The 17,938-nt window shown below is 35.1% G+C and carries 14 protein-coding genes; 3 read left to right on the top strand and 11 right to left on the bottom strand.

Annotation, left to right across the window (positions count from 1 at the left end):
- Window positions 1–542 precede the first annotated feature (542 nt).
- The 6 genes from rodA to purH form a co-directional block, all read right to left on the bottom strand.
- Window positions 543–1,778: a rod shape-determining protein RodA gene (gene rodA / locus ACHRV3_RS06435; RefSeq protein WP_047772775.1), complete on the bottom strand. Its 1,236-nt coding sequence runs from the start codon at window positions 1,776–1,778 to the stop codon at window positions 543–545.
- A gap of 15 nt (window positions 1,779–1,793) precedes the next feature.
- On the bottom strand, window positions 1,794–3,761 hold the full coding sequence (mrdA, locus tag ACHRV3_RS06440; RefSeq protein ID WP_230004410.1) for a penicillin-binding protein 2: 1,968 nt from the start codon (window positions 3,759–3,761) through the stop codon (window positions 1,794–1,796).
- The gene (locus tag ACHRV3_RS06445) at window positions 3,758–4,264 is read right to left on the bottom strand and encodes a rod shape-determining protein MreD (protein WP_395433700.1); all 507 of its coding nucleotides are present in this window, start codon (window positions 4,262–4,264) and stop codon (window positions 3,758–3,760) included. The genes mrdA and ACHRV3_RS06445 overlap by 4 nt, the downstream gene beginning before the upstream one ends.
- The gene (gene mreC / locus ACHRV3_RS06450; protein ID WP_395426559.1) at window positions 4,257–5,081 is read right to left on the bottom strand and encodes a rod shape-determining protein MreC; all 825 of its coding nucleotides are present in this window, start codon (window positions 5,079–5,081) and stop codon (window positions 4,257–4,259) included. Before mreC ends, ACHRV3_RS06445 begins: the two co-directional genes overlap by 8 nt.
- 111 nt (window positions 5,082–5,192) lie before the next feature.
- Complete coding sequence (locus ACHRV3_RS06455; protein WP_047772784.1) at window positions 5,193–6,221, bottom strand: rod shape-determining protein; 1,029 nt, start codon at window positions 6,219–6,221, stop codon at window positions 5,193–5,195.
- Between the two features lie 55 nt (window positions 6,222–6,276).
- The gene (gene purH / locus ACHRV3_RS06460; protein WP_230004411.1) at window positions 6,277–7,803 is read right to left on the bottom strand and encodes a bifunctional phosphoribosylaminoimidazolecarboxamide formyltransferase/IMP cyclohydrolase; all 1,527 of its coding nucleotides are present in this window, start codon (window positions 7,801–7,803) and stop codon (window positions 6,277–6,279) included.
- A gap of 165 nt (window positions 7,804–7,968) precedes the next feature.
- Here purH and ACHRV3_RS06465 point away from each other — a divergent pair, with 165 nt between their 5' ends.
- Both ACHRV3_RS06465 and ACHRV3_RS06470 read left to right on the top strand, forming a co-directional pair.
- Complete coding sequence (locus ACHRV3_RS06465; protein WP_047772788.1) at window positions 7,969–9,216, top strand: ABC transporter permease; 1,248 nt, start codon at window positions 7,969–7,971, stop codon at window positions 9,214–9,216.
- A 95-nt stretch (window positions 9,217–9,311) separates the two neighbouring features.
- A complete protein-coding gene (locus ACHRV3_RS06470; protein ID WP_395433701.1) occupies window positions 9,312–10,358 on the top strand; it encodes an NAD(P)-dependent alcohol dehydrogenase in 1,047 nt (348 codons plus the stop codon).
- Window positions 10,359–10,680: 322 nt separating this feature from the next.
- Here the strand turns inward: ACHRV3_RS06470 and accD are convergent, their stop codons facing one another.
- From accD to ACHRV3_RS06485, 3 genes are all read right to left on the bottom strand, one after another.
- The gene (accD, locus tag ACHRV3_RS06475; protein WP_047772793.1) at window positions 10,681–11,535 is read right to left on the bottom strand and encodes an acetyl-CoA carboxylase, carboxyltransferase subunit beta; all 855 of its coding nucleotides are present in this window, start codon (window positions 11,533–11,535) and stop codon (window positions 10,681–10,683) included.
- Between the two features lie 76 nt (window positions 11,536–11,611).
- Window positions 11,612–12,679 (bottom strand): class II fructose-bisphosphate aldolase, encoded by a 1,068-nt coding sequence (gene fbaA, locus ACHRV3_RS06480; protein WP_047772794.1) that lies wholly within the window; start codon window positions 12,677–12,679, stop codon window positions 11,612–11,614.
- Window positions 12,680–12,740: 61 nt separating this feature from the next.
- A complete protein-coding gene (locus ACHRV3_RS06485) occupies window positions 12,741–15,296 on the bottom strand; it encodes a BamA/TamA family outer membrane protein (protein ID WP_395433702.1) in 2,556 nt (851 codons plus the stop codon).
- A gap of 37 nt (window positions 15,297–15,333) precedes the next feature.
- Here ACHRV3_RS06485 and ACHRV3_RS06490 point away from each other — a divergent pair, with 37 nt between their 5' ends.
- The gene (locus ACHRV3_RS06490; protein WP_047772798.1) at window positions 15,334–16,062 is read left to right on the top strand and encodes an RNA methyltransferase; all 729 of its coding nucleotides are present in this window, start codon (window positions 15,334–15,336) and stop codon (window positions 16,060–16,062) included.
- A gap of 9 nt (window positions 16,063–16,071) precedes the next feature.
- Here ACHRV3_RS06490 and ACHRV3_RS06495 read toward each other — a convergent pair whose 3' ends face one another.
- Together ACHRV3_RS06495 and ubiE are read right to left on the bottom strand one after the other, a co-directional pair.
- Complete coding sequence (locus tag ACHRV3_RS06495) at window positions 16,072–16,779, bottom strand: porin family protein (RefSeq protein WP_047772800.1); 708 nt, start codon at window positions 16,777–16,779, stop codon at window positions 16,072–16,074.
- A 1-nt stretch (window position 16,780) separates the two neighbouring features.
- The gene (gene ubiE, locus ACHRV3_RS06500; protein WP_395426564.1) at window positions 16,781–17,512 is read right to left on the bottom strand and encodes a bifunctional demethylmenaquinone methyltransferase/2-methoxy-6-polyprenyl-1,4-benzoquinol methylase UbiE; all 732 of its coding nucleotides are present in this window, start codon (window positions 17,510–17,512) and stop codon (window positions 16,781–16,783) included.
- Window positions 17,513–17,938 lie beyond the last annotated feature (426 nt).

A 17,938-nucleotide genomic window follows, 5' to 3' on the forward strand; every position in this document is an offset into this window, starting at 1 on the left:
ATGCACGAACAAAGTAAAGTTGAAATGAGAACTTATAAAACAAAAAACACCTGCAAAAACGTTTTTGCAGGTGTTTAATTAAAATATTTTTATCTAATAATCTGTATCGATTATTTAGGACTAGTCAAGGGTGTAATGAATTTTAAGTTTGTAGTATAAGCTATTGTTGACTGTACCATTTTTTAGTAAAGAAAATATGCTCTTACTGTATATAATTTAGATTCTTATTTTTGTGGAGTTTTGCACACACACGAGCTATACTGAAAATTTAATGCTTTGAGAAAGTTTTTCACGCAGATTTAGCAGATTGCACAGATTTTTTTAAGAGGTAAATAAGATCGGCCTAATCTGCTAAATCTGCGTGCAAAAGAAAATATTTGCGAACCTTTTCTTTATTTTAATCGCAAAGTATAGGCAAGGACACAAAGAGAGTACGCAAAGATCACAACGCTAGTGTGAGTGTTAAGAGCTCTTTGCAATAAGCTTACCCTAAACGCATAAAATTGGAATTTGGAATTTCAAAAATTTGGAATTTAACCCCACTACCATTCATTAACCTTATTGGCATCCATTTTTAAGAAGATAAACAACAAAATAGTGAATCCCCAGAGTCCGGAGCCTCCATAAGAAAAGAAGGGCAGAGGAACCCCGATTGTCGGGAAAATCCCGGCAACCATGGCAATGTTTACGAAAAAGTGTGTGAATAAAATTCCGGCAACGCAATATCCATATACGCGGCTGAATTTTGTTTTTTGTCTTTCGGCTAAGTAAATGACTCTTAGAAATAATCCAACAAAAAGAGCAATAACGACCATTGAACCTAGAAATCCCCATTCTTCACCAACAGTTGTAAAAATGTAATCCGTATGTTGTTCGGGTACAAAACCTCCTTTGGTTTGAGTTCCTTCCAGAAAACCTTTTCCAATCCAACCACCGGATCCGATAGCAATTTCAGATTGATTGGTGTTGTATCCGATACCTTTCATGTCTACCGTTTTTCCTAAAAGAATATTAAAACGATCCCTGTGGTGCTGCTTGAAGACATTGTCGAAAACATAATCAACAGATAAAACAAAACAGGAAACAATAGCGAGTAAGATTCCGCTTAAAAGAAGGTTTCGATCTACAACCCGACCTTTGAAATGGATGATGGTCAAAACACCTAGTGAAATTAATATCACCACGTAAGGTTCCAGAACAAGTGTAAGTACAAATAATAGTATAGCTAAAAAGCCTGTCCAAACATACCATGCAGGTAGACCTTCTCTAAATAAAACTACAATAAAAATACTGTATATCAAGGCGCTTCCCGGGTCAGGTTGCGGCAAGATCAGAAGAACCGGCAGAAAAACAATGGCTAAAGCCTGAATCTGTCTGTTCGTTTCTTTTAAATTGATTTGACTGTCGCTTAGATATTTCGCTAAAGCTAAGGATGTTGCTGCTTTTGCAAACTCAGAAGGCTGTATGGTAAAACTTCCAATGGCATACCAACACCTCTGACCGGCGATCGTTTTTCCAAAAAGAAATAATCCGGCTAATGATAATAAAGAAACGCCAAAAATAATAGTAGCATACTTTTCGTAGAATTTACCATCTACAAAAAGAACAACAAATATTAAAGGGATCGTACAGGCAATAAATATTAATTGCTTTTCATAAGTGCCATCAGTAGATAATAATGAAGAAGAATAAATGTTCAGCCATCCTAAAACTACCAATATAGCATAGATGACCACACTTATCCAGTCAATATTATTTTTTACACTTTGATTTCTCATTTGAAATAATCTTTATTAATTCTCTTTTGTTGTGTCTACTGTGGTTTTTTTGATCTCTGTTTTTGGGGTTACTGTTTTTGGAACAATAATCTTCGCTTTTAAGATGGAGTCTTTAGGTGTGGATTCTATTGCGCTTGCTTCTTTCATTCCGCCTAATTTTGCATATTCCGCTACCAAACTTTTGTTTAAAACACGAACTTCTAAATCATTTCTTGAAGTGATTTTTCTGCGTAAGTATTTTTCTATCATCAAACTGGCAATAGGACCTGCTACTGTTGCTCCAAAACCTCCATTTTCAATCATAATAGCAATTGCAATCTTCGGATTGTCCTTAGGGGCAAATGCAACAAATATAGAGTGATCTTTAAGCTGCGTTCTTTTTCCGTTGATTTTGGCAAAGTTTTCTGCTGTACCTGTTTTTCCGCAAATATCAATTCCTTCTACTCTTAAAGAATAAGCAGTTCCTTTATTGTACACATCAAACAAACCACTGATTACGGGAGGAAAATATTTTTTGTCTATCGTAGTCTCGTGTCTGGTGGTGAATTTAGCGTCTATTTTTTTTCCTTCAATTTTTTTAATGATATGAGGCGTGTAATAATAACCCTGGTTAGCAACTGTCGCCATCATATTGGCCAGCTGAATTGGCGTCATTAAAACCTCTCCCTGGCCAATAGAGTTTGATACAATTGTTGTGCTTCTCCAGCCACCGTTTGGATATATTTTTTTGTAGGTTTTAGAAGTTGGAATGTTCCCTCTCTTACCCGTAGGTAGATCGTAACCCATAAACTGACCTAATCCAAAACTTTTTACGTGATTACTCCAGATATCAACCGCTTGTCCCGGATTTTTGTATTTGTTAATCGTTAACATGTACGACTGAGCGAAATACGTATTACACGAATTGTAAATTCCGTTGTGCAATTGATGTGGACCAAAACCGTGACATTTCATAAAACGACCTCTACCATAACTAAAACCGTGATGGCACATAAAAGTAGTTTGCTCATTGATAACACCTTCCTGTAAAGCGACCAATCCGGTTAAGATTTTAAAAGGCGAACCGGGAGGGTATTCTGCTAAAAGACCTCTGTCGTACAATGGTTTGGCGATCGAGTCATGATACAAAAGCGTATAGTTTTTAGATCGTTGTCTTCCAACTAAAATACCGGGATCATAAGAAGGAGCAGTAACTAATGCAAGAATTTCACCGGTTTTAGGTTCAATCGCAACAATTCCTCCTCTTTTATTGATCATTAATTCTTCGCCGTATTTCTGAAGTTCGGCATCAATGGTTAAATTAATGTCTTCTCCGGCTACTGCAATAGTATCGTATTTCCCTTCTTTATAAGAGCCGATTTCTCTGTTATATTTGTCTTTTTGAATGTATTTTACCCCTTTTATTCCGCGTAAAATTTCCTCGTAGCTTTCTTCGACCCCTTGTTTACCGATCAAATCACCACTGTTGTAATACGGGTTTTTGGCAATTAATCTTTCATTCACCTGTGTGATGAATCCAAAGATATTAGCTCCGTAATCTACTTCGTAATCTCTAAGGGATCTTTTTTGGAAATAGAAACCTTCAAATTTTCTGATTTTCTCCTGAAAAGCAGCAAATTCGGATTTGTTTAATTGAGGTAAAAATACAGAAGGTAATCTTGGACTGTATACCTTGGCTTTTGCGATTTTTTTTTCGTAATCTTCTTTTGTGATATTCAACAGCGTACAAAGTTCATTAATGTTAATGTTTTCTTTGATTTCGCGTGGAATAACCATGATGTCATAAGAAGCCTGGTTGGCAACCATTAATTTGCCATATCGATCGTATATGTATCCTCTTTCAGGATAATCATACACTTTTTTTATCGCATTATTTTCTGATTTTAATTTGAAAGAATCATCTATAATTTGCAAATAAAATATCCTGATCACTAGCAAAGATGCTGCAATAATAATTAAAGAGGGCAGCAGAACTTTTCTCATCTTTTATTGGGCTTAATAAGATATATTATTATGACTGAAATGATAATGGTAAATATCGAGCTGAACAAAGTTCGAAGCAAAATATCCCAGATGAATTTAAATTGAAAAGCTTCAAGTGTAAATAGTATGATATGATGTAATACAACCGATAATAAAATAAAAGAGAATCGCTCAGGAGTTAAAGACTCGTTTAGTTTTATCGTTTGATATTCATAACTCAATCCAAATGAAAATTTGAAGATATAAGGCCTGTAATAAGCCAATATAACAGAAGCAGTCGCATGGATTCCTCCCGAATTACAAAACATATCCATGGCTAGTCCAAGTAAAAAACTTGAGATAATTAAGCCTGATTTGTTGCTGTTTACGGGATAGAGAATTATGTATAAAATATACGGAAAAGGACTTATGTATCCCAGGAAATTCATATTGTTGAAAATAACAACCTGAATGGCCAGTAATACAATAAATCGAAAAATATTGAGTAACAATGCGCTATTCATCTTTCCCCTTTTTTTCTAAATTAATAAGTTCTTCTCTGTCTTTGCTTTTAATGATGTAAACATGTCCAAGATTGGTCATATCATTAAACAGTTTTACGTTGATCACATAAAAACTGGTTTTGTTTTTCACGTAAATTTTGTCTACCGTACCAATATTGATTCCTTCCGGGAAAATCACAGATTGTCCACCGGTAACAATGGTATCTCCTTTTCTGATTGAGGCCAGTCTTGGAACATCTTCCAGTTGAACAAAACCGGTACTTTTTCCATCCCAGGTTAAAGAACCAAAGTGATTTGATTTTTTAATTTTCGCATTGATCTGTGATTTCATATTCAAAATACTTACCACAGTAGAATATCTGTTAGAGGTATTGTCTACAACACCGATAATTCCTAAACTATTGATAACTCCCATGTCTTGTTTAACACCGTCGGTTGCTCCGGAGTTCAGGGTGATATAGTTTTCGTGTGTGCTGTAGGAATTGTGAATTACTTTTGAAACAATGATATCAGCAGGTTTTACCCCTTTAATGGTATCTTTTAAAGGTATTTTGGTTGTGTCTTCTTTGTTGAATAAAAGACTTTTTAATCTTGCGTTTTCAAGTACAAGTTCGTCGTTTTCGGTTTTTAAATTCAAATATTCGTTGATACGATTAATGCGTTCATAAACACCTCCGCTTAAAAAATTGGCGGAACTGATTACTCTGCTTCGGTGGTAGGAATGAGATTGAATTGTGAGGGCCAACGAAATGCCTAAAAGCAGCAAAAACAGCAATCGATTACTGTTTCTTATAATGAAATTAAAAATTTGCTGCATTTCTTGTTCGGTTATTTTGTTTCAGGATATGCTTTTGGGTTCAAGTTTTACCAAAGTCAGATGATTCAATCTGACTCTGATAAAAAGATATTGATTGTTATTTTTTGAATCTTATTTGATTAAGATACTTTTGAACTTAGTAATGTTTTTAAGTGCCATTCCTGTTCCACGAACAACAGCTCTTAATGGATCTTCAGCAATATAAACCGGTAAATCTGTTTTTTGAGAAATACGTTTGTCAAGACCTCTCAACATAGATCCACCACCTGCTAAATAAATACCGGTATTGTAGATGTCTGCTGCTAATTCAGGAGGAGTTTGCGATAAAGTTTCCATTACAGCATCTTCAATACGTTGGATTGATTTATCTAATGCTTTAGCAATTTCACGGTACGAAACATCTACCTGTTTTGGTTTTCCGGTAAGTAAATCTCTACCTTGAACAGACATATCTTCAGGAGGGCTTTCAAGATCTTCGATCGCAGCTCCGATTTGTATTTTTATTTTTTCTGCAGTACTCTCTCCAACAAAAAGGTTGTGTTGGGTACGCATGTAATAAACAATATCATTTGTGAATACGTCACCTGCAATTTTTACAGATTTGTCACATACAATTCCGCCTAATGCAATAACAGCAATTTCAGTTGTTCCACCACCGATATCAACGATCATGTTTCCTTTAGGTTGCATGATATCAATACCAATACCAATTGCCGCAGCCATTGGTTCGTGTATCAAATAAACTTCTTTACCGTTTACTCTTTCACAAGATTCTTTTACGGCACGCATTTCAACCTCCGTAATTCCAGACGGAATACATACTACCATTCTTAAAGCTGGAGTAAACATTCTTTTTTTCAATGCCGGAATACTTTTAATGAACATATTGATCATTTTTTCTGAGGCATCAAAATCTGCAATTACACCATCTTTCAAGGGCCTTATGGTCTTGATGTTTTCATGTGTTTTACCTTGCATCATGTTGGCTTCCTTACCAACAGCAATGATTTTGCCTGATATTCGATCACGTGCAACGATTGACGGACTATCAATAACAACTTTATCATTATGTATGATTAAAGTGTTTGCGGTACCAAGGTCTATCGCGATATCCTCGGTCATGAAATCAAAAAATCCCATAAGTTTTTTAGGGGTTTAAAATGTTATAATTAATTATCGAACAAAGTTAAACAAATTAATGTTTAAAATGACGTGTTCCTGTAAATACCATTGCAAGATTGTTTTCGTTGCAATAATTTATGCTTAATTCGTCTTTTATTGATCCTCCTGGCTGAATTACAGCTGTTATTCCTGCTTTTTTGGCTAATTCTACACAATCCGGAAATGGGAAAAATGCGTCGCTCGCCATTGAAGCTCCTGTTAGATCAAATCCGAAAGCTTTAGCCTTATCAATAGCCTGCATTAAAGCATCAACTCTTGAAGTCTGACCAGTTCCTGACGAAATTAATGTTCCGTTTTTCGCAAAAACAATCGTATTTGATTTTGTGTTTTTACAAATTTTTGAAGCAAATATTAAGTCTTCTATTTCCTGAGCAGTCGGCTCTGTAGTAGTAACGGTTTTTAAGTGCTCTTTAGTATCTGTAATATTGTTTCTGTCCTGAATTAACAAACCATTAAGACATGTTCTCACTTGTCTTGAAGGTAATTCAACTTCATTTTGAACCAATATGATTCTGTTTTTCTTTTCTTGTAAAACAGTAATAGCTTCAGCATCATAACTTGGAGCAATTACAACCTCACAGAATAATTTGTTGATTTCCTGTGCTGTAGCCAAATCAATTTTAGTATTAGCAATCAAAACACCACCAAAAGCAGATGTCGGATCGCAAGCCAAAGCAGCTAAATAAGCTTCATTGATTGTTTTTCTTGAAGCTAAACCACAAGCATTATTATGTTTTAAAATAGCAAATGTTGGTCCGTCAGTTTTAAACTCATTAATTAAGTTTACTGCAGCATCTACATCAAGTAAGTTGTTGTAAGATAACTCTTTTCCGTGAACTTTTTTGAACATTGCGTCAAAATCTCCGAAAAAGAATCCTTTTTGGTGTGGATTTTCGCCATAACGTAAAATCTGACCGTTATCAATACTTTCTTTATAGATGGTTTCATCTGTATTGAAATAATTGAAGATAGCACCATCATAATGCGACGAAACGTGAAATGCTTTTGTAGCAAACAATTTTCTGTTCTCAAGAGTTGTTGCTCCGTTTTGTTCTGTGATCAAATCCAAAAGCAAACTATATTCGTTAACAGAAGCTACAATTACAGTGTCTTTGAAATTTTTTGCTCCGGCACGAATTAATGAAATTCCGCCAATATCAATTTTTTCAATAATATCTTGTTCGCTAGCTCCGGATGCAACTGTTTTTTCAAACGGGTATAAATCAACGATAACTAAATCAATCTGTGGAATGTCAAATTCTTTCATTTGTTTAACATCACTTTCATTATCCTGACGGTTCAGGATCCCTCCAAAAATTTTCGGGTGTAATGTTTTTACTCTTCCGCCAAGGATCTCAGGGAAAGAAGTAATGTCTTCAACAGGAACTACAGGAATACCTAAATTTTTAATAAAATCTTCAGTTCCTCCGGTTGAATAAAGAGTTACGTTTTGTTCGTGTAATTTTCTAACGATTGGTTCCAGTCCGTCTTTAGAAAAAACAGAAATTAATGCCGATTGTATTGTTTTAGTTGTGCTCATTGTGTAGTTATGATTTTCAGACTGCAAAAGTAGTTTTTTTATATATTATTTTAAAGAAAATTAATGTAACATTATGCTAAATAAATCTACTGATGAGTAAGTTAACTTTTATTAGGTTTTTGATTTTAATTTTTTGAATTTTACTTTACAGAAAAATACTTACATATGCTGGTTTATCTACGGTTGTTAAAAGAAAGTTTAAGCTTTGCCATAAATGCTTTGCGGAATAATAAATTACGTACGCTGTTGTCATTGCTTGGGGTTACCATTGGTATCTTTTCGATTATTACCGTACTTGCCGCTGTGGATTCGTTAGATCGTAAAATTTCTAAGGATTTGAGCAGTTTAGATAAAAACACCATTTATCTGATGAAATATTGTTTTGGGCCATCTGAAATTCCACAATGGAAAAGAGAACAATTTCCGAATGTGAAATACGATGAGTATGTTGCTTTGAAAAATTCTCTTACCAATACCGATCAGGTCGGTTATCAGCTTTTTGTAAAACATGAAACGCTGAAATATGATTCTAAAACCGTTGCCGATGTAAATATTGTTCCTTCCTCATTTGAAATGGTCGATATTGACGGATTGAGTTTTGATAAAGGAAGATTTTATAATGAATCGGAATCGAATTCGGGGACTCCGGTAATTGTTTTGGGATATGAGATTGCCGACGGCCTTTTTGGAACAAGTGACCCAATTGGAAAAAATATCCGTTTGTACGGACAGCGTTTTACCGTCATTGGTGTTATAGCAAAACAAGGAGCCGGTTTTTTTGGAGACAGCAATGATACTTCTGTTTATTTGCCGGCAAATTTTTTACGACGAATGTATGGCGATAGTGATTCTATGACACCTGTAATCGTTTTGAAACCTGTAAAAGGAGTTGATATGGACGCCTATAAAGCAGAAGTAGCCCAGAAAATAAGAGGGATTCGCGGAATGAAAGCTGGAGAAATTGATAATTTTTTCGTCAATGTACTTTCCGGTTTTACCGATCTTATCGATGGTATTTTAGGAACTTTACGTGTAGGTGGAATTTGTATAAGTTTCTTTTCTTTTCTGGTGGGAGGATTTGGAGTTGCTAATATTATGTTTGTTTCTGTGAAAGAACGAACTAATTTAATCGGGATTCAGAAATCATTAGGTGCTAAAAACAAATTTATTCTGTTTCAGTTTTTGTTTGAAGCAATTATCCTTTGTTTAATAGGCGGAATAATTGGAATTATGATTGTTTGGCTTTTGTCTATTTTACTAACTAGTTTACTGGATTTTGAATTTGTCTTAAGTTTTAGTAATATTATAATTGGATCCGGATTGTCGATCATTGTCGGATTAATTTCGGGAATCTTGCCTGCGATCTCTGCATCAAAATTAGATCCGGTAGAAGCTATCAGAGCGGGAATGTAATTTGGATGTTGAAATTTCATGATTTTACAACTTCAGGATTTATTTTGGTGTAGAATTTTATTGTAAATTTAATAGCTAAATTAAAATTTAATAAAATGATACCAGTAAAAGCTTACGCGGCATATGATGCTGTAAATCCGTTAAAACCCTATACGTTTGAAAGAAAAGAAGTTGGTGTTCATCAGGTTCAGATAGAAATCTTGTATAGTGGTGTTTGCCATTCCGATATTCATACTGTAAAAGGAGATTGGGGACCTATAAATTACCCATTGGTTCCGGGTCACGAAATTGTAGGCCGAATTGTGGCTGTTGGAAGTGAAGTTTCTAAATTTAAAGTTGGAGAACTGGCCGGGATCGGGTGTTTTGTAGATTCCTGCAGAACCTGTCCAAGTTGTCAGTCAGGTGAGGAGCAGTTTTGTGATGAAGGAATGACTGGAACTTACAACAGCGTAGAAAGAGGAACAGATATTCCGACTCGTGGCGGCTATTCAAGCAGTATTATTGTCGATGAAAATTATACCCTTCATGTTTCCGAAAAATTAGATTTAAAAGGAGTAGCGCCTTTGTTGTGCGCAGGAATCACGACTTATTCGCCGTTGCGTTATTTAAAAGTAGGTAAAGGACATAAAGTTGGTGTTTTGGGTTTAGGCGGTTTAGGACATATGGCGGTAAAATTTGCCGTTTCTTTTGGTGCCGAAGTGACCATGTTGAGTCATTCTCCCTCTAAAGAAGCCGATGCCAAAAAGTTGGGAGCACATCATTTTGCTTTAACTTCAAATCCTGAAACAATGGATTCGTTAGCCAACAGTTTCGATTTTATTCTGAATACCGTTTCAGCGAAACACGATCATAATGCTTATTTGAATTTGTTAAAAACGAATGGAACTATGATTGTGGTAGGAGCTCCTCCGGCACCTGCAGAAATCCCTGTTTTTACTTTAATCATGAAAAGAAGAAGCATTATAGGAAGTTTAATTGGAGGGATAAAAGAGACTCAGGAAATGCTGGATTATTGTGCAGAACACAACATCACATCAGATGTAGAAATAATTGATATGGATTATATTAACGAGGCTTACGATCGAATGAACAAAAGCGATGTGAAATATCGTTTTGTGATTGATATGGCTTCTTTGAAGTAGTTGCTAAGGTTCTGAGGAACTAAGATTCTAAGTTTTTTAAATCCTTGAGATCTTTGCATAGACCCTTGCGTACTTTGTGGTTAAGTTTTTTAACCGCAAAGTACGCAAGGTTTTTTTTGTCTTGAGCGCTAAGTTCGCAAAGCTTTATGTTTAGGTTTTGTTTTTGAATTGCCTCCAGCTTTAGCTGGAGGTATAAATTGATGGAAAGGCAGGGCTTTAGCCAAATAAAAACAGCCTTCTTCCTCTTCAGGTTAATCAAATATTTAGATATAAAAAAATCCCAAGAAGCAAATCTTGGGATTTTAATTTTAGAAGTTTAAAACTATCTAATTTCATTATTTTGAATCAAATCGATATACAAATTGATCTTGTCTTTTAACTCTTTTCTAGGCGTGATAAAGTCAAGGAAACCGTGCTCTAAAAGAAATTCGGCAGTTTGAAAACCTTCCGGTAAATCTTTTCCGGTAGTATCACGTACCACACGAGGACCTGCAAAACCAATCAAAGCACCAGGCTCAGAAATATTGATATCTCCTAACATGGCATAAGAAGCAGTAGTTCCTCCTGTAGTTGGGTCTGTACATAAAGAAATGTACGGTAATCCAGCTTCAGCAAGCTGCGCTAATTTTACAGATGTTTTGGCTAATTGCATTAACGAGTAAGCTGCTTCCATCATGCGGGCACCTCCTGATTTTGAAATCATCACGAAAGGTAATTTGTTTTGGATTGCGTGATTAATTCCTCTTGCAATTTTTTCTCCTACAACAGCTCCCATAGATCCACCAATAAAGGCAAAATCCATACAGCAGATTACAAGGTCTTTTCCTTTAGATTTTCCCACTCCGGTACGCACTGCGTCTTTAAGGTGAGTTTTCTCCATTACATCTTTTAATCGGTCTGCATATTTTTTTGTATCCACAAAATGCAAAGGATCTTTAGAAGTCATGTTTTTGTCTAATTCAACAAATTCATTGTTGTCGAATAAAATCTCAAAGTAGGTTGCGCTTCCAATTCTAACGTGGAAATCATCTTCAGGGCTAACAAATAAGTTTCTTGCTAATTCGTCAGCATCAATAATTTTTCCGGTAGGAGATTTGTACCACAATCCTTTCGGAACGTCCATCTTGTCTTCTGTAGCGGTTGTAATCCCTTTTTCCTGTCTTTTAAACCAAGCCATATCTGTTGTTTTTTGTTGTTTCAGGTTTAAAGTTCAAAGTTGTGAAACTTGAAACCTGAAACTTGGAACTTTTTTATTATAATGTATTCACGTTATTCAAGTCTGCAAAAGCTTGTTCAAGTCTTGTGTTGAATGTCACTTCGCTTTCACGTACCCATTTTCTTGGGTCATAGTATTTTTTATTCGGAACATCAGCACCATCAGGGTTACCGATTTGTGTTTTTAAATAGTCAATGTTTTTAACCATATAATCACGGATTCCTTCTGTATAAGCAAATTGTAAATCTGTATCGATGTTCATTTTGATTACTCCGTATCCAATAGCTTCTCTGATTTCTTCAAGTGTAGAACCTGAACCTCCGTGGAAAACGAAATCTACCGGATTGTGACCAGTGTTGAATTTGTTTTGAACGAAATCCTGAGAATTTTTTAAGATTTTTGGAGTCAATTTTACGTTTCCTGGTTTGTAAACACCGTGAACGTTACCAAAAGCAGCTGCAATTGTAAATTTAGGACTTACTTTAGATAATTCTTCGTAAGCAAAAGCTACTTCTTCCGGTTGTGTATATAATTTTGAACTGTCTACATCAGAGTTGTCAACACCATCTTCTTCGCCACCTGTAATACCAAGCTCGATTTCTAATGTCATACCCATTTTGCTCATTCTTGCTAAGTATTCTTTACAGATCTCAATGTTTTCTTCGATTGGCTCTTCAGACAAATCGATCATATGAGAACTGAACAATGGTTTTCCAGTTGCTGCAAAATGTTCTTCAGAAGCATCTAATAAACCGTCGATCCAAGGCAATAATTTTTTTGCGCAGTGGTCTGTATGTAAAATTACAGTTGCACCATAAGCTTCCGCTAAAGCGTGAATATGTTTTGCTCCGGCGATTCCACCAGCGATAGCTGATTTTTCGTTAGCATTAGATAATCCTTTACCAGCATTAAATTGTGCTCCACCGTTTGAAAATTGAATGATAACTGGCGCATTTAGTTTTGCTGCAGTCTCAAGAACTCCATTAATAGTACTTGACCCCGTCACGTTTACTGCCGGAAGTGCAAATCCTTTTTCTTTTGCATATTTAAAAATCTCTTGTACCTGATCTCCCGTAGCTACTCCTGGTTTAATGTTGTGTGCCATTGTTAATTTTTTTTATAGTTGTTTTTAGTTTTTAGGTTGCAAAAATAAGAATTAATTAGCATTAGAAAGGATAATTTATTCCAAAATTTACAACCATGTGACCAAAATTATATTCTTTAAACCAGCGGTCTCCCTTCTCATGTGCCGGATTATAAGTCTTGAAGCCCGTATCTAAACGAATAACAAAAAAGCTTAAATCGTAACGAAAACCAAATCCTGTTCCCAAAGCAATTTCAGCTAAATCGTTTAAGTTGTCAAATTTTGCTTTCTCATCGGTGACATTATCGAGCACATTCCAGATATTTCCGGCGTCTGCAAAGATCGCTCCTTTTAAATCTCCGAAGATTTTAAATCTAAATTCACCACTAAGCGCAATTTTCATATTGGCCTCGTTAAAGTCGTTAGATGCATTTGTGCTTCCCGGACCCAAAGAGTAAGGTTGCCAGGCACGATTATCATTTGAACCTCCCGAATAATAACTTCGCGAGAAAGGAATGTAATCGGAATTGCCAAACGGAATTGCGATTCCAAAAAAGCTTCGTACTGCCAAAACTTTTTCTTTTCCAAAATCCCAGTGTTTGATATAGTCAAATTCGGTTTTTATGTATTCGGAATATTCTAAGTTGAATATTTCGTAATTACCGCTGGTGTTTTTAGGTAAGCTTGCAATATTTGAAATAGCAGATAACAGAGTTCCTGCAGTTTCTATTTTTGTTTTAAACTGATAAAATGTATTGTCCGCTAAATCTTTTTTGGTTGTTTTGGTAAAAGTATAGCTAGTGGCCAGAATAAAATCATTTTCTGTGAGACGGACTCTTCGTTCTTCGATACTTTCCACTTCCTTGTAATCAGGATTTGACGGGGTCAGACTAGTTTGTCCGTTGAGAACCTGATTGGTGAAATTGGTTGTTCCTTTTGTGATGATCAGATCCCCATTTTCATCTAAATTCGTGGGATCTGTATTGTAGACGTTGGCAATATCGTTCAACTCATTATAAGAAGAAGTATAGACATTAAAATAATTGTCAGGATTTAAGTTCCGTACAAATTGTGCGTTAAGTAATTCGAATTTCGCTGTATTGAATCGCTTAGGCGACCAGTTGTAAGCAAGTCCTCCCGTAAAATTCTCTTTGTCCAGACCAATATTCCTTTGTTTTGAGAAACCACTTGAGATACTGGTAGATGGAATCATTCTTTTAGGAATGATTTTTTCTGTTCCGAATGGCAATAAGATTCTCGGGAAATTTAATTTCATATCAAGACCATATTCCGAAACATTAAAGAAATTGTTATTCGGATTGGCCATGTCTTTTGACGAACCTATGTTTACACGTGCAGAAATTTCTAAGGTTTCGGCTCTGTTAAATACATTTCGAATCGTTTGAGAGATACTGGCACCAATTCCAAAATCCTGAATATTGGAATGCGTAAGATCGAGCGTAGCACCGAAACTGTATTTTTTTCTTGGTGTTAAAAAAACATTAGCAATAAGAGATTGCGCAGTTGAGTCGCGTTTGTCGACTTCGTATTGTATAGACGGATAATTAAAAATCTTTAGATTGTTCAGGTATCGGGACGAAAGTGTTGTTCGGGTATCAGAAAAAACACTTCCTTTTGTGATAAAAATGGCGTCTGTAATAGCGCGTGGTTTGTATTTTAATTTTTTGTAACTGTATAAATTAAAGTTGTTGTAGGTGGTACTGTCTTTAATTTGACCTTTTGAATTGGCAGCCGAATAATCCGTATAGATATTTACATCGCTAATTTTGTATAGTTTGAAAGGCTCTGTACGACTGGAATCTTTTTCCTGAATGGTATTGTTGCTGATAATTAAATTGACATCAGCCTTGTTCTTTTTGCCGATTGTATCAATGTCATACGACACATAAGTAGGTTGAAAGTAATAAGCACCATGATTTCTGAAGTAGGTCGTAATACGATTTTTCTCTTCCTCAAAATCGGAAGTTTTAAATTGATTTCCGGATTTTATTAAGGAGGTTTCTTTGTTCGTTTTGTATAAGGAATCTAATGCAGGAGTTAAAATAGAGGTTCTGACAGAATCTAAAAGATAAGCTGGACCTGTAGTAATATTATAATTGATTTTGGCTTTTTTGCGCCCGATACTGTCAATGTTATAGGCTGTTTTTACATTAAAATAACCATTGTTGAAATAGTAAAATTTCAAACGTAATAAGGTTTTTTTTGTTTTTGAAGTGTCAATAATTACAGGAGCTTCTCCGGTATTTTTTAAAAATTCATGAATACCTTTATATAAAAAAGACTGCCCAAGTCGGTCTACTTGTTTTGCAGATAATAGTTTCGACTGGCGCTCGTACAAGCCCGGATTATTTTTGAATTTTGCCTGATAAGTAGAATCCGGATTTAAATTGGCTAAGTTGTATAAATTCAAACGCAATTTGTATCCTAATAAAGTTCCGTTTGGTTTTTGATACATCTGATTAGATGCTGTTTCATCATTTGTAGACTTTCCATTAACAAGAATATTGTTTTTAATAAGAAGACTTTTCCCATCGGGAACTCTTTTTACAGCATTACAAGCGCAAATAAGTATTGCTATTAGAATAAATGCTAGTATTTTTGTGGAATTCTTTTTCAAGTGTTATTTAATATTTAATTCAAAAGTACATTATTTTATGGTTAGTAAAAACCAAATAAAGCTTATATCAGGTTTACATCAAAAAAAGCAACGTTTTGCAAATCAGTTATTTTTCGCCGAAGGAGTGAAAGTGATTCAGGAACTCTTGCAATCTAACTTTGAATTAGAACATTTGTATACCACGCAAAATGATTTTGAAACCGTTCATTCGTCAAAGCGCACGCTTATCAATGAGCAGGAACTTAAGAAAATAAGTGCGTTGTCAACTCCAAATACCTGTCTGGCAGTTTTCAAAATGCCATCAGAAAACAAAATTAACGATACCGGTTTAATCCTGGCGTTAGATGATATCCGTGATCCGGGAAATTTGGGAACCATTTTACGTTTGTGTGATTGGTTTGGAATTAAGCAGCTTATTTGCTCAAAAGAAACCGTTGATATTTACAATCCAAAAGTTGTACAGGCCACAATGGGGTCTATCACCAGGGTAAATGTAAATTATGTCGATTTAGACACGTTTCTTTCACAAACAAAATTGCCTGTTTTTGGAACATTTATGAACGGAGAGAACATTTATCAATCTAATTTACCGCAGGACGGGATCATTATTATGGGTAATGAAGCCAACGGTATTTCTGAAGAGATTGAAAAAAGGGTTACAAGCCGACTCACAATTCCAAGATTTGGAGAGCTGCAAAAAACCGAAAGTTTAAATGTAGCTACCGCAACAGCAATTATTCTCAGTGAGTTTAAACGAAATAGTTAGTGTTTTGTTTTAATGAAAAGTGAAATTTACTAAAATCGCTCTCGATTTCATAGAATCAATATTGTCTGTCCAAGGACTTGGTGTGCCCGGATTGTCTCGAATCAATTCATCCGAAATTCCAAACATACCCCTAATAGAAGGAGAGAAAATAAAATATTCGGTAAAAAGATCAATTCCAAAACCAAGCTCATAAGCAGCAGTCCATTGTTTAACTCTGAATTTTTGCTCGTGATTATCATCTTCCGATTTTGCATTACTGGACAGATTCAATGTTGTTGACATTCCTCCAACCAAATACGGACGGATATTTCCGGTTCGCAAAGCAGAGAATTTTAACAATAGAGGAAAATGAATATAGGTGCTGTTTACCTCTCTCAAATAATCTTTTTTATCGGGAAGTGGGTAATACAAGTCACGCTTGGTATAATACAAGCCCGGCTCAAAGCGCAGGTTGATGTATTCCTGCAATCTTAAATCGGCAACAACTCCAACATTAAAACCGGTTGTTTTTTTTACCTGAATATCCTGTTGTACAGGATTTTTGTAATCAAACTTAAAGTCGAAACTATTAAAGCCAAGGTAATAACCAAAATAGACTCGTTGTTTTTGCCAGTTTTCGAGGTTAGTAATAGGGTCTTTGCTAAACATGTTTTTAGCAAATTGTGAATATCCCTTTGTCGATAAGGCTAATAAAATTAAGATTACTGTTTTTTTCATACTATTTCTTAGAAGCAGAGTAAATGGTTGCAACTCCAAAAGTTTGAGGCATAGCCACTACATCTATAAACCCAATTTTTCGTAAAATATTGTTCAGCGCCTCACCATAAGGAAAAGCAGCGGCAGATTCAGATAAATAACCGTAAGCGGAATTGTCTTTTGAGAATAATTTCCCGATTAGTGGAAGTATATTTTTCGTGTAAAAACGATATCCTTGTTTGCAAGGTGTTTTGTCCGGTACAGAAGTTTCTAAAATTACAAATACACCATTTGGCTTTAGAACCCTTAGAATTTCAGCAAAACCTTTTTCGAGATTTTCGAAGTTTCGTACACCAAAACCAACAGTGATGGCATCAAAATGATTGTCTTCAAAAGGGATGTTTTCAGAATCTCCTAGAACTAACTCAATAACATTTGTTAATTTTTTTTCCTCTACTTTTCTTTTCCCAACTTCAAGCATTCCTGCTGAAATATCTAAACCAATGATTTTCTCTGCATTCGTTTGTGCCATTAAAATAGCTAAATCACCTGTTCCGGTGGCAATATCAAGGATGATTTTTGGTTTAGTATCAGAAACTATTTTTAATACCTTCTTTCTCCACTTAATATCAATTCCAAATGAAATTACGCGGTTTAAATTATCATAGTTCCCAGAGATCGTATCAAACATTTGAGCAACTTGTTCTTTTTTGCCTAATGTAGAGTTTTTATACGGAGTTATTTTTTCAGACATTTTTTTTATTTACGCAAATATAATACAAATCTTCTTTAACTGTAATTCAGTTTTTTAATTTGTAAATCAAATGTTTCAGAAAAGGAGAAATTTAGTGAAGTATTGGCGGATTAGGTTCCAAAATAGGGGTTAACTGAGGGTGTATTTAAACCATATAAGTGATGTAAGTTCATTTTAGATTTACTTTTAGCTTCTTGTGGAATTCATCTTTATTTGAAGAGGCGAAAGTGAAGTGTTTTATGCATAGGAAAGAATTGGCAGAAAAGTTTTAAAGATAGTTTCTTTTTATGAAAAAAGCGTTGTAATTTCTACTTCCCAACAGCTTCTGAACTTGATCCGTAATGTTTTTTTACCCTAACCATAAAAGGGTATTTTGTAAAAATCACGGTAAGTGGGTATTGTGAGGGTAAGAATTTATGGCCAATT

This window comes from Flavobacterium sp. FlaQc-49 (genome assembly GCF_044005985.1).
In the GTDB taxonomy this organism is placed as follows: domain Bacteria; phylum Bacteroidota; class Bacteroidia; order Flavobacteriales; family Flavobacteriaceae; genus Flavobacterium; species Flavobacterium cupriresistens.

Coding starts and splice junctions, on each gene's coding strand:
- rodA (WP_047772775.1), bottom strand. CDS start 1,778: ATGAGAAATCAAAGTGTAAAAAATAATATTGACTGGATAAGTGTGGTC.
- mrdA (WP_230004410.1), bottom strand. CDS start 3,761: ATGAGAAAAGTTCTGCTGCCCTCTTTAATTATTATTGCAGCATCTTTG.
- ACHRV3_RS06445 (WP_395433700.1), bottom strand. CDS start 4,264: ATGAATAGCGCATTGTTACTCAATATTTTTCGATTTATTGTATTACTG.
- mreC (WP_395426559.1), bottom strand. CDS start 5,081: ATGCAGCAAATTTTTAATTTCATTATAAGAAACAGTAATCGATTGCTG.
- ACHRV3_RS06455 (WP_047772784.1), bottom strand. CDS start 6,221: ATGGGATTTTTTGATTTCATGACCGAGGATATCGCGATAGACCTTGGT.
- purH (WP_230004411.1), bottom strand. CDS start 7,803: ATGAGCACAACTAAAACAATACAATCGGCATTAATTTCTGTTTTTTCT.
- ACHRV3_RS06465 (WP_047772788.1), top strand. CDS start 7,969: ATGCTGGTTTATCTACGGTTGTTAAAAGAAAGTTTAAGCTTTGCCATA.
- ACHRV3_RS06470 (WP_395433701.1), top strand. CDS start 9,312: ATGATACCAGTAAAAGCTTACGCGGCATATGATGCTGTAAATCCGTTA.
- accD (WP_047772793.1), bottom strand. CDS start 11,535: ATGGCTTGGTTTAAAAGACAGGAAAAAGGGATTACAACCGCTACAGAA.
- fbaA (WP_047772794.1), bottom strand. CDS start 12,679: ATGGCACACAACATTAAACCAGGAGTAGCTACGGGAGATCAGGTACAA.
- ACHRV3_RS06490 (WP_047772798.1), top strand. CDS start 15,334: ATGGTTAGTAAAAACCAAATAAAGCTTATATCAGGTTTACATCAAAAA.
- ACHRV3_RS06495 (WP_047772800.1), bottom strand. CDS start 16,779: ATGAAAAAAACAGTAATCTTAATTTTATTAGCCTTATCGACAAAGGGA.
- ubiE (WP_395426564.1), bottom strand. CDS start 17,512: ATGTCTGAAAAAATAACTCCGTATAAAAACTCTACATTAGGCAAAAAA.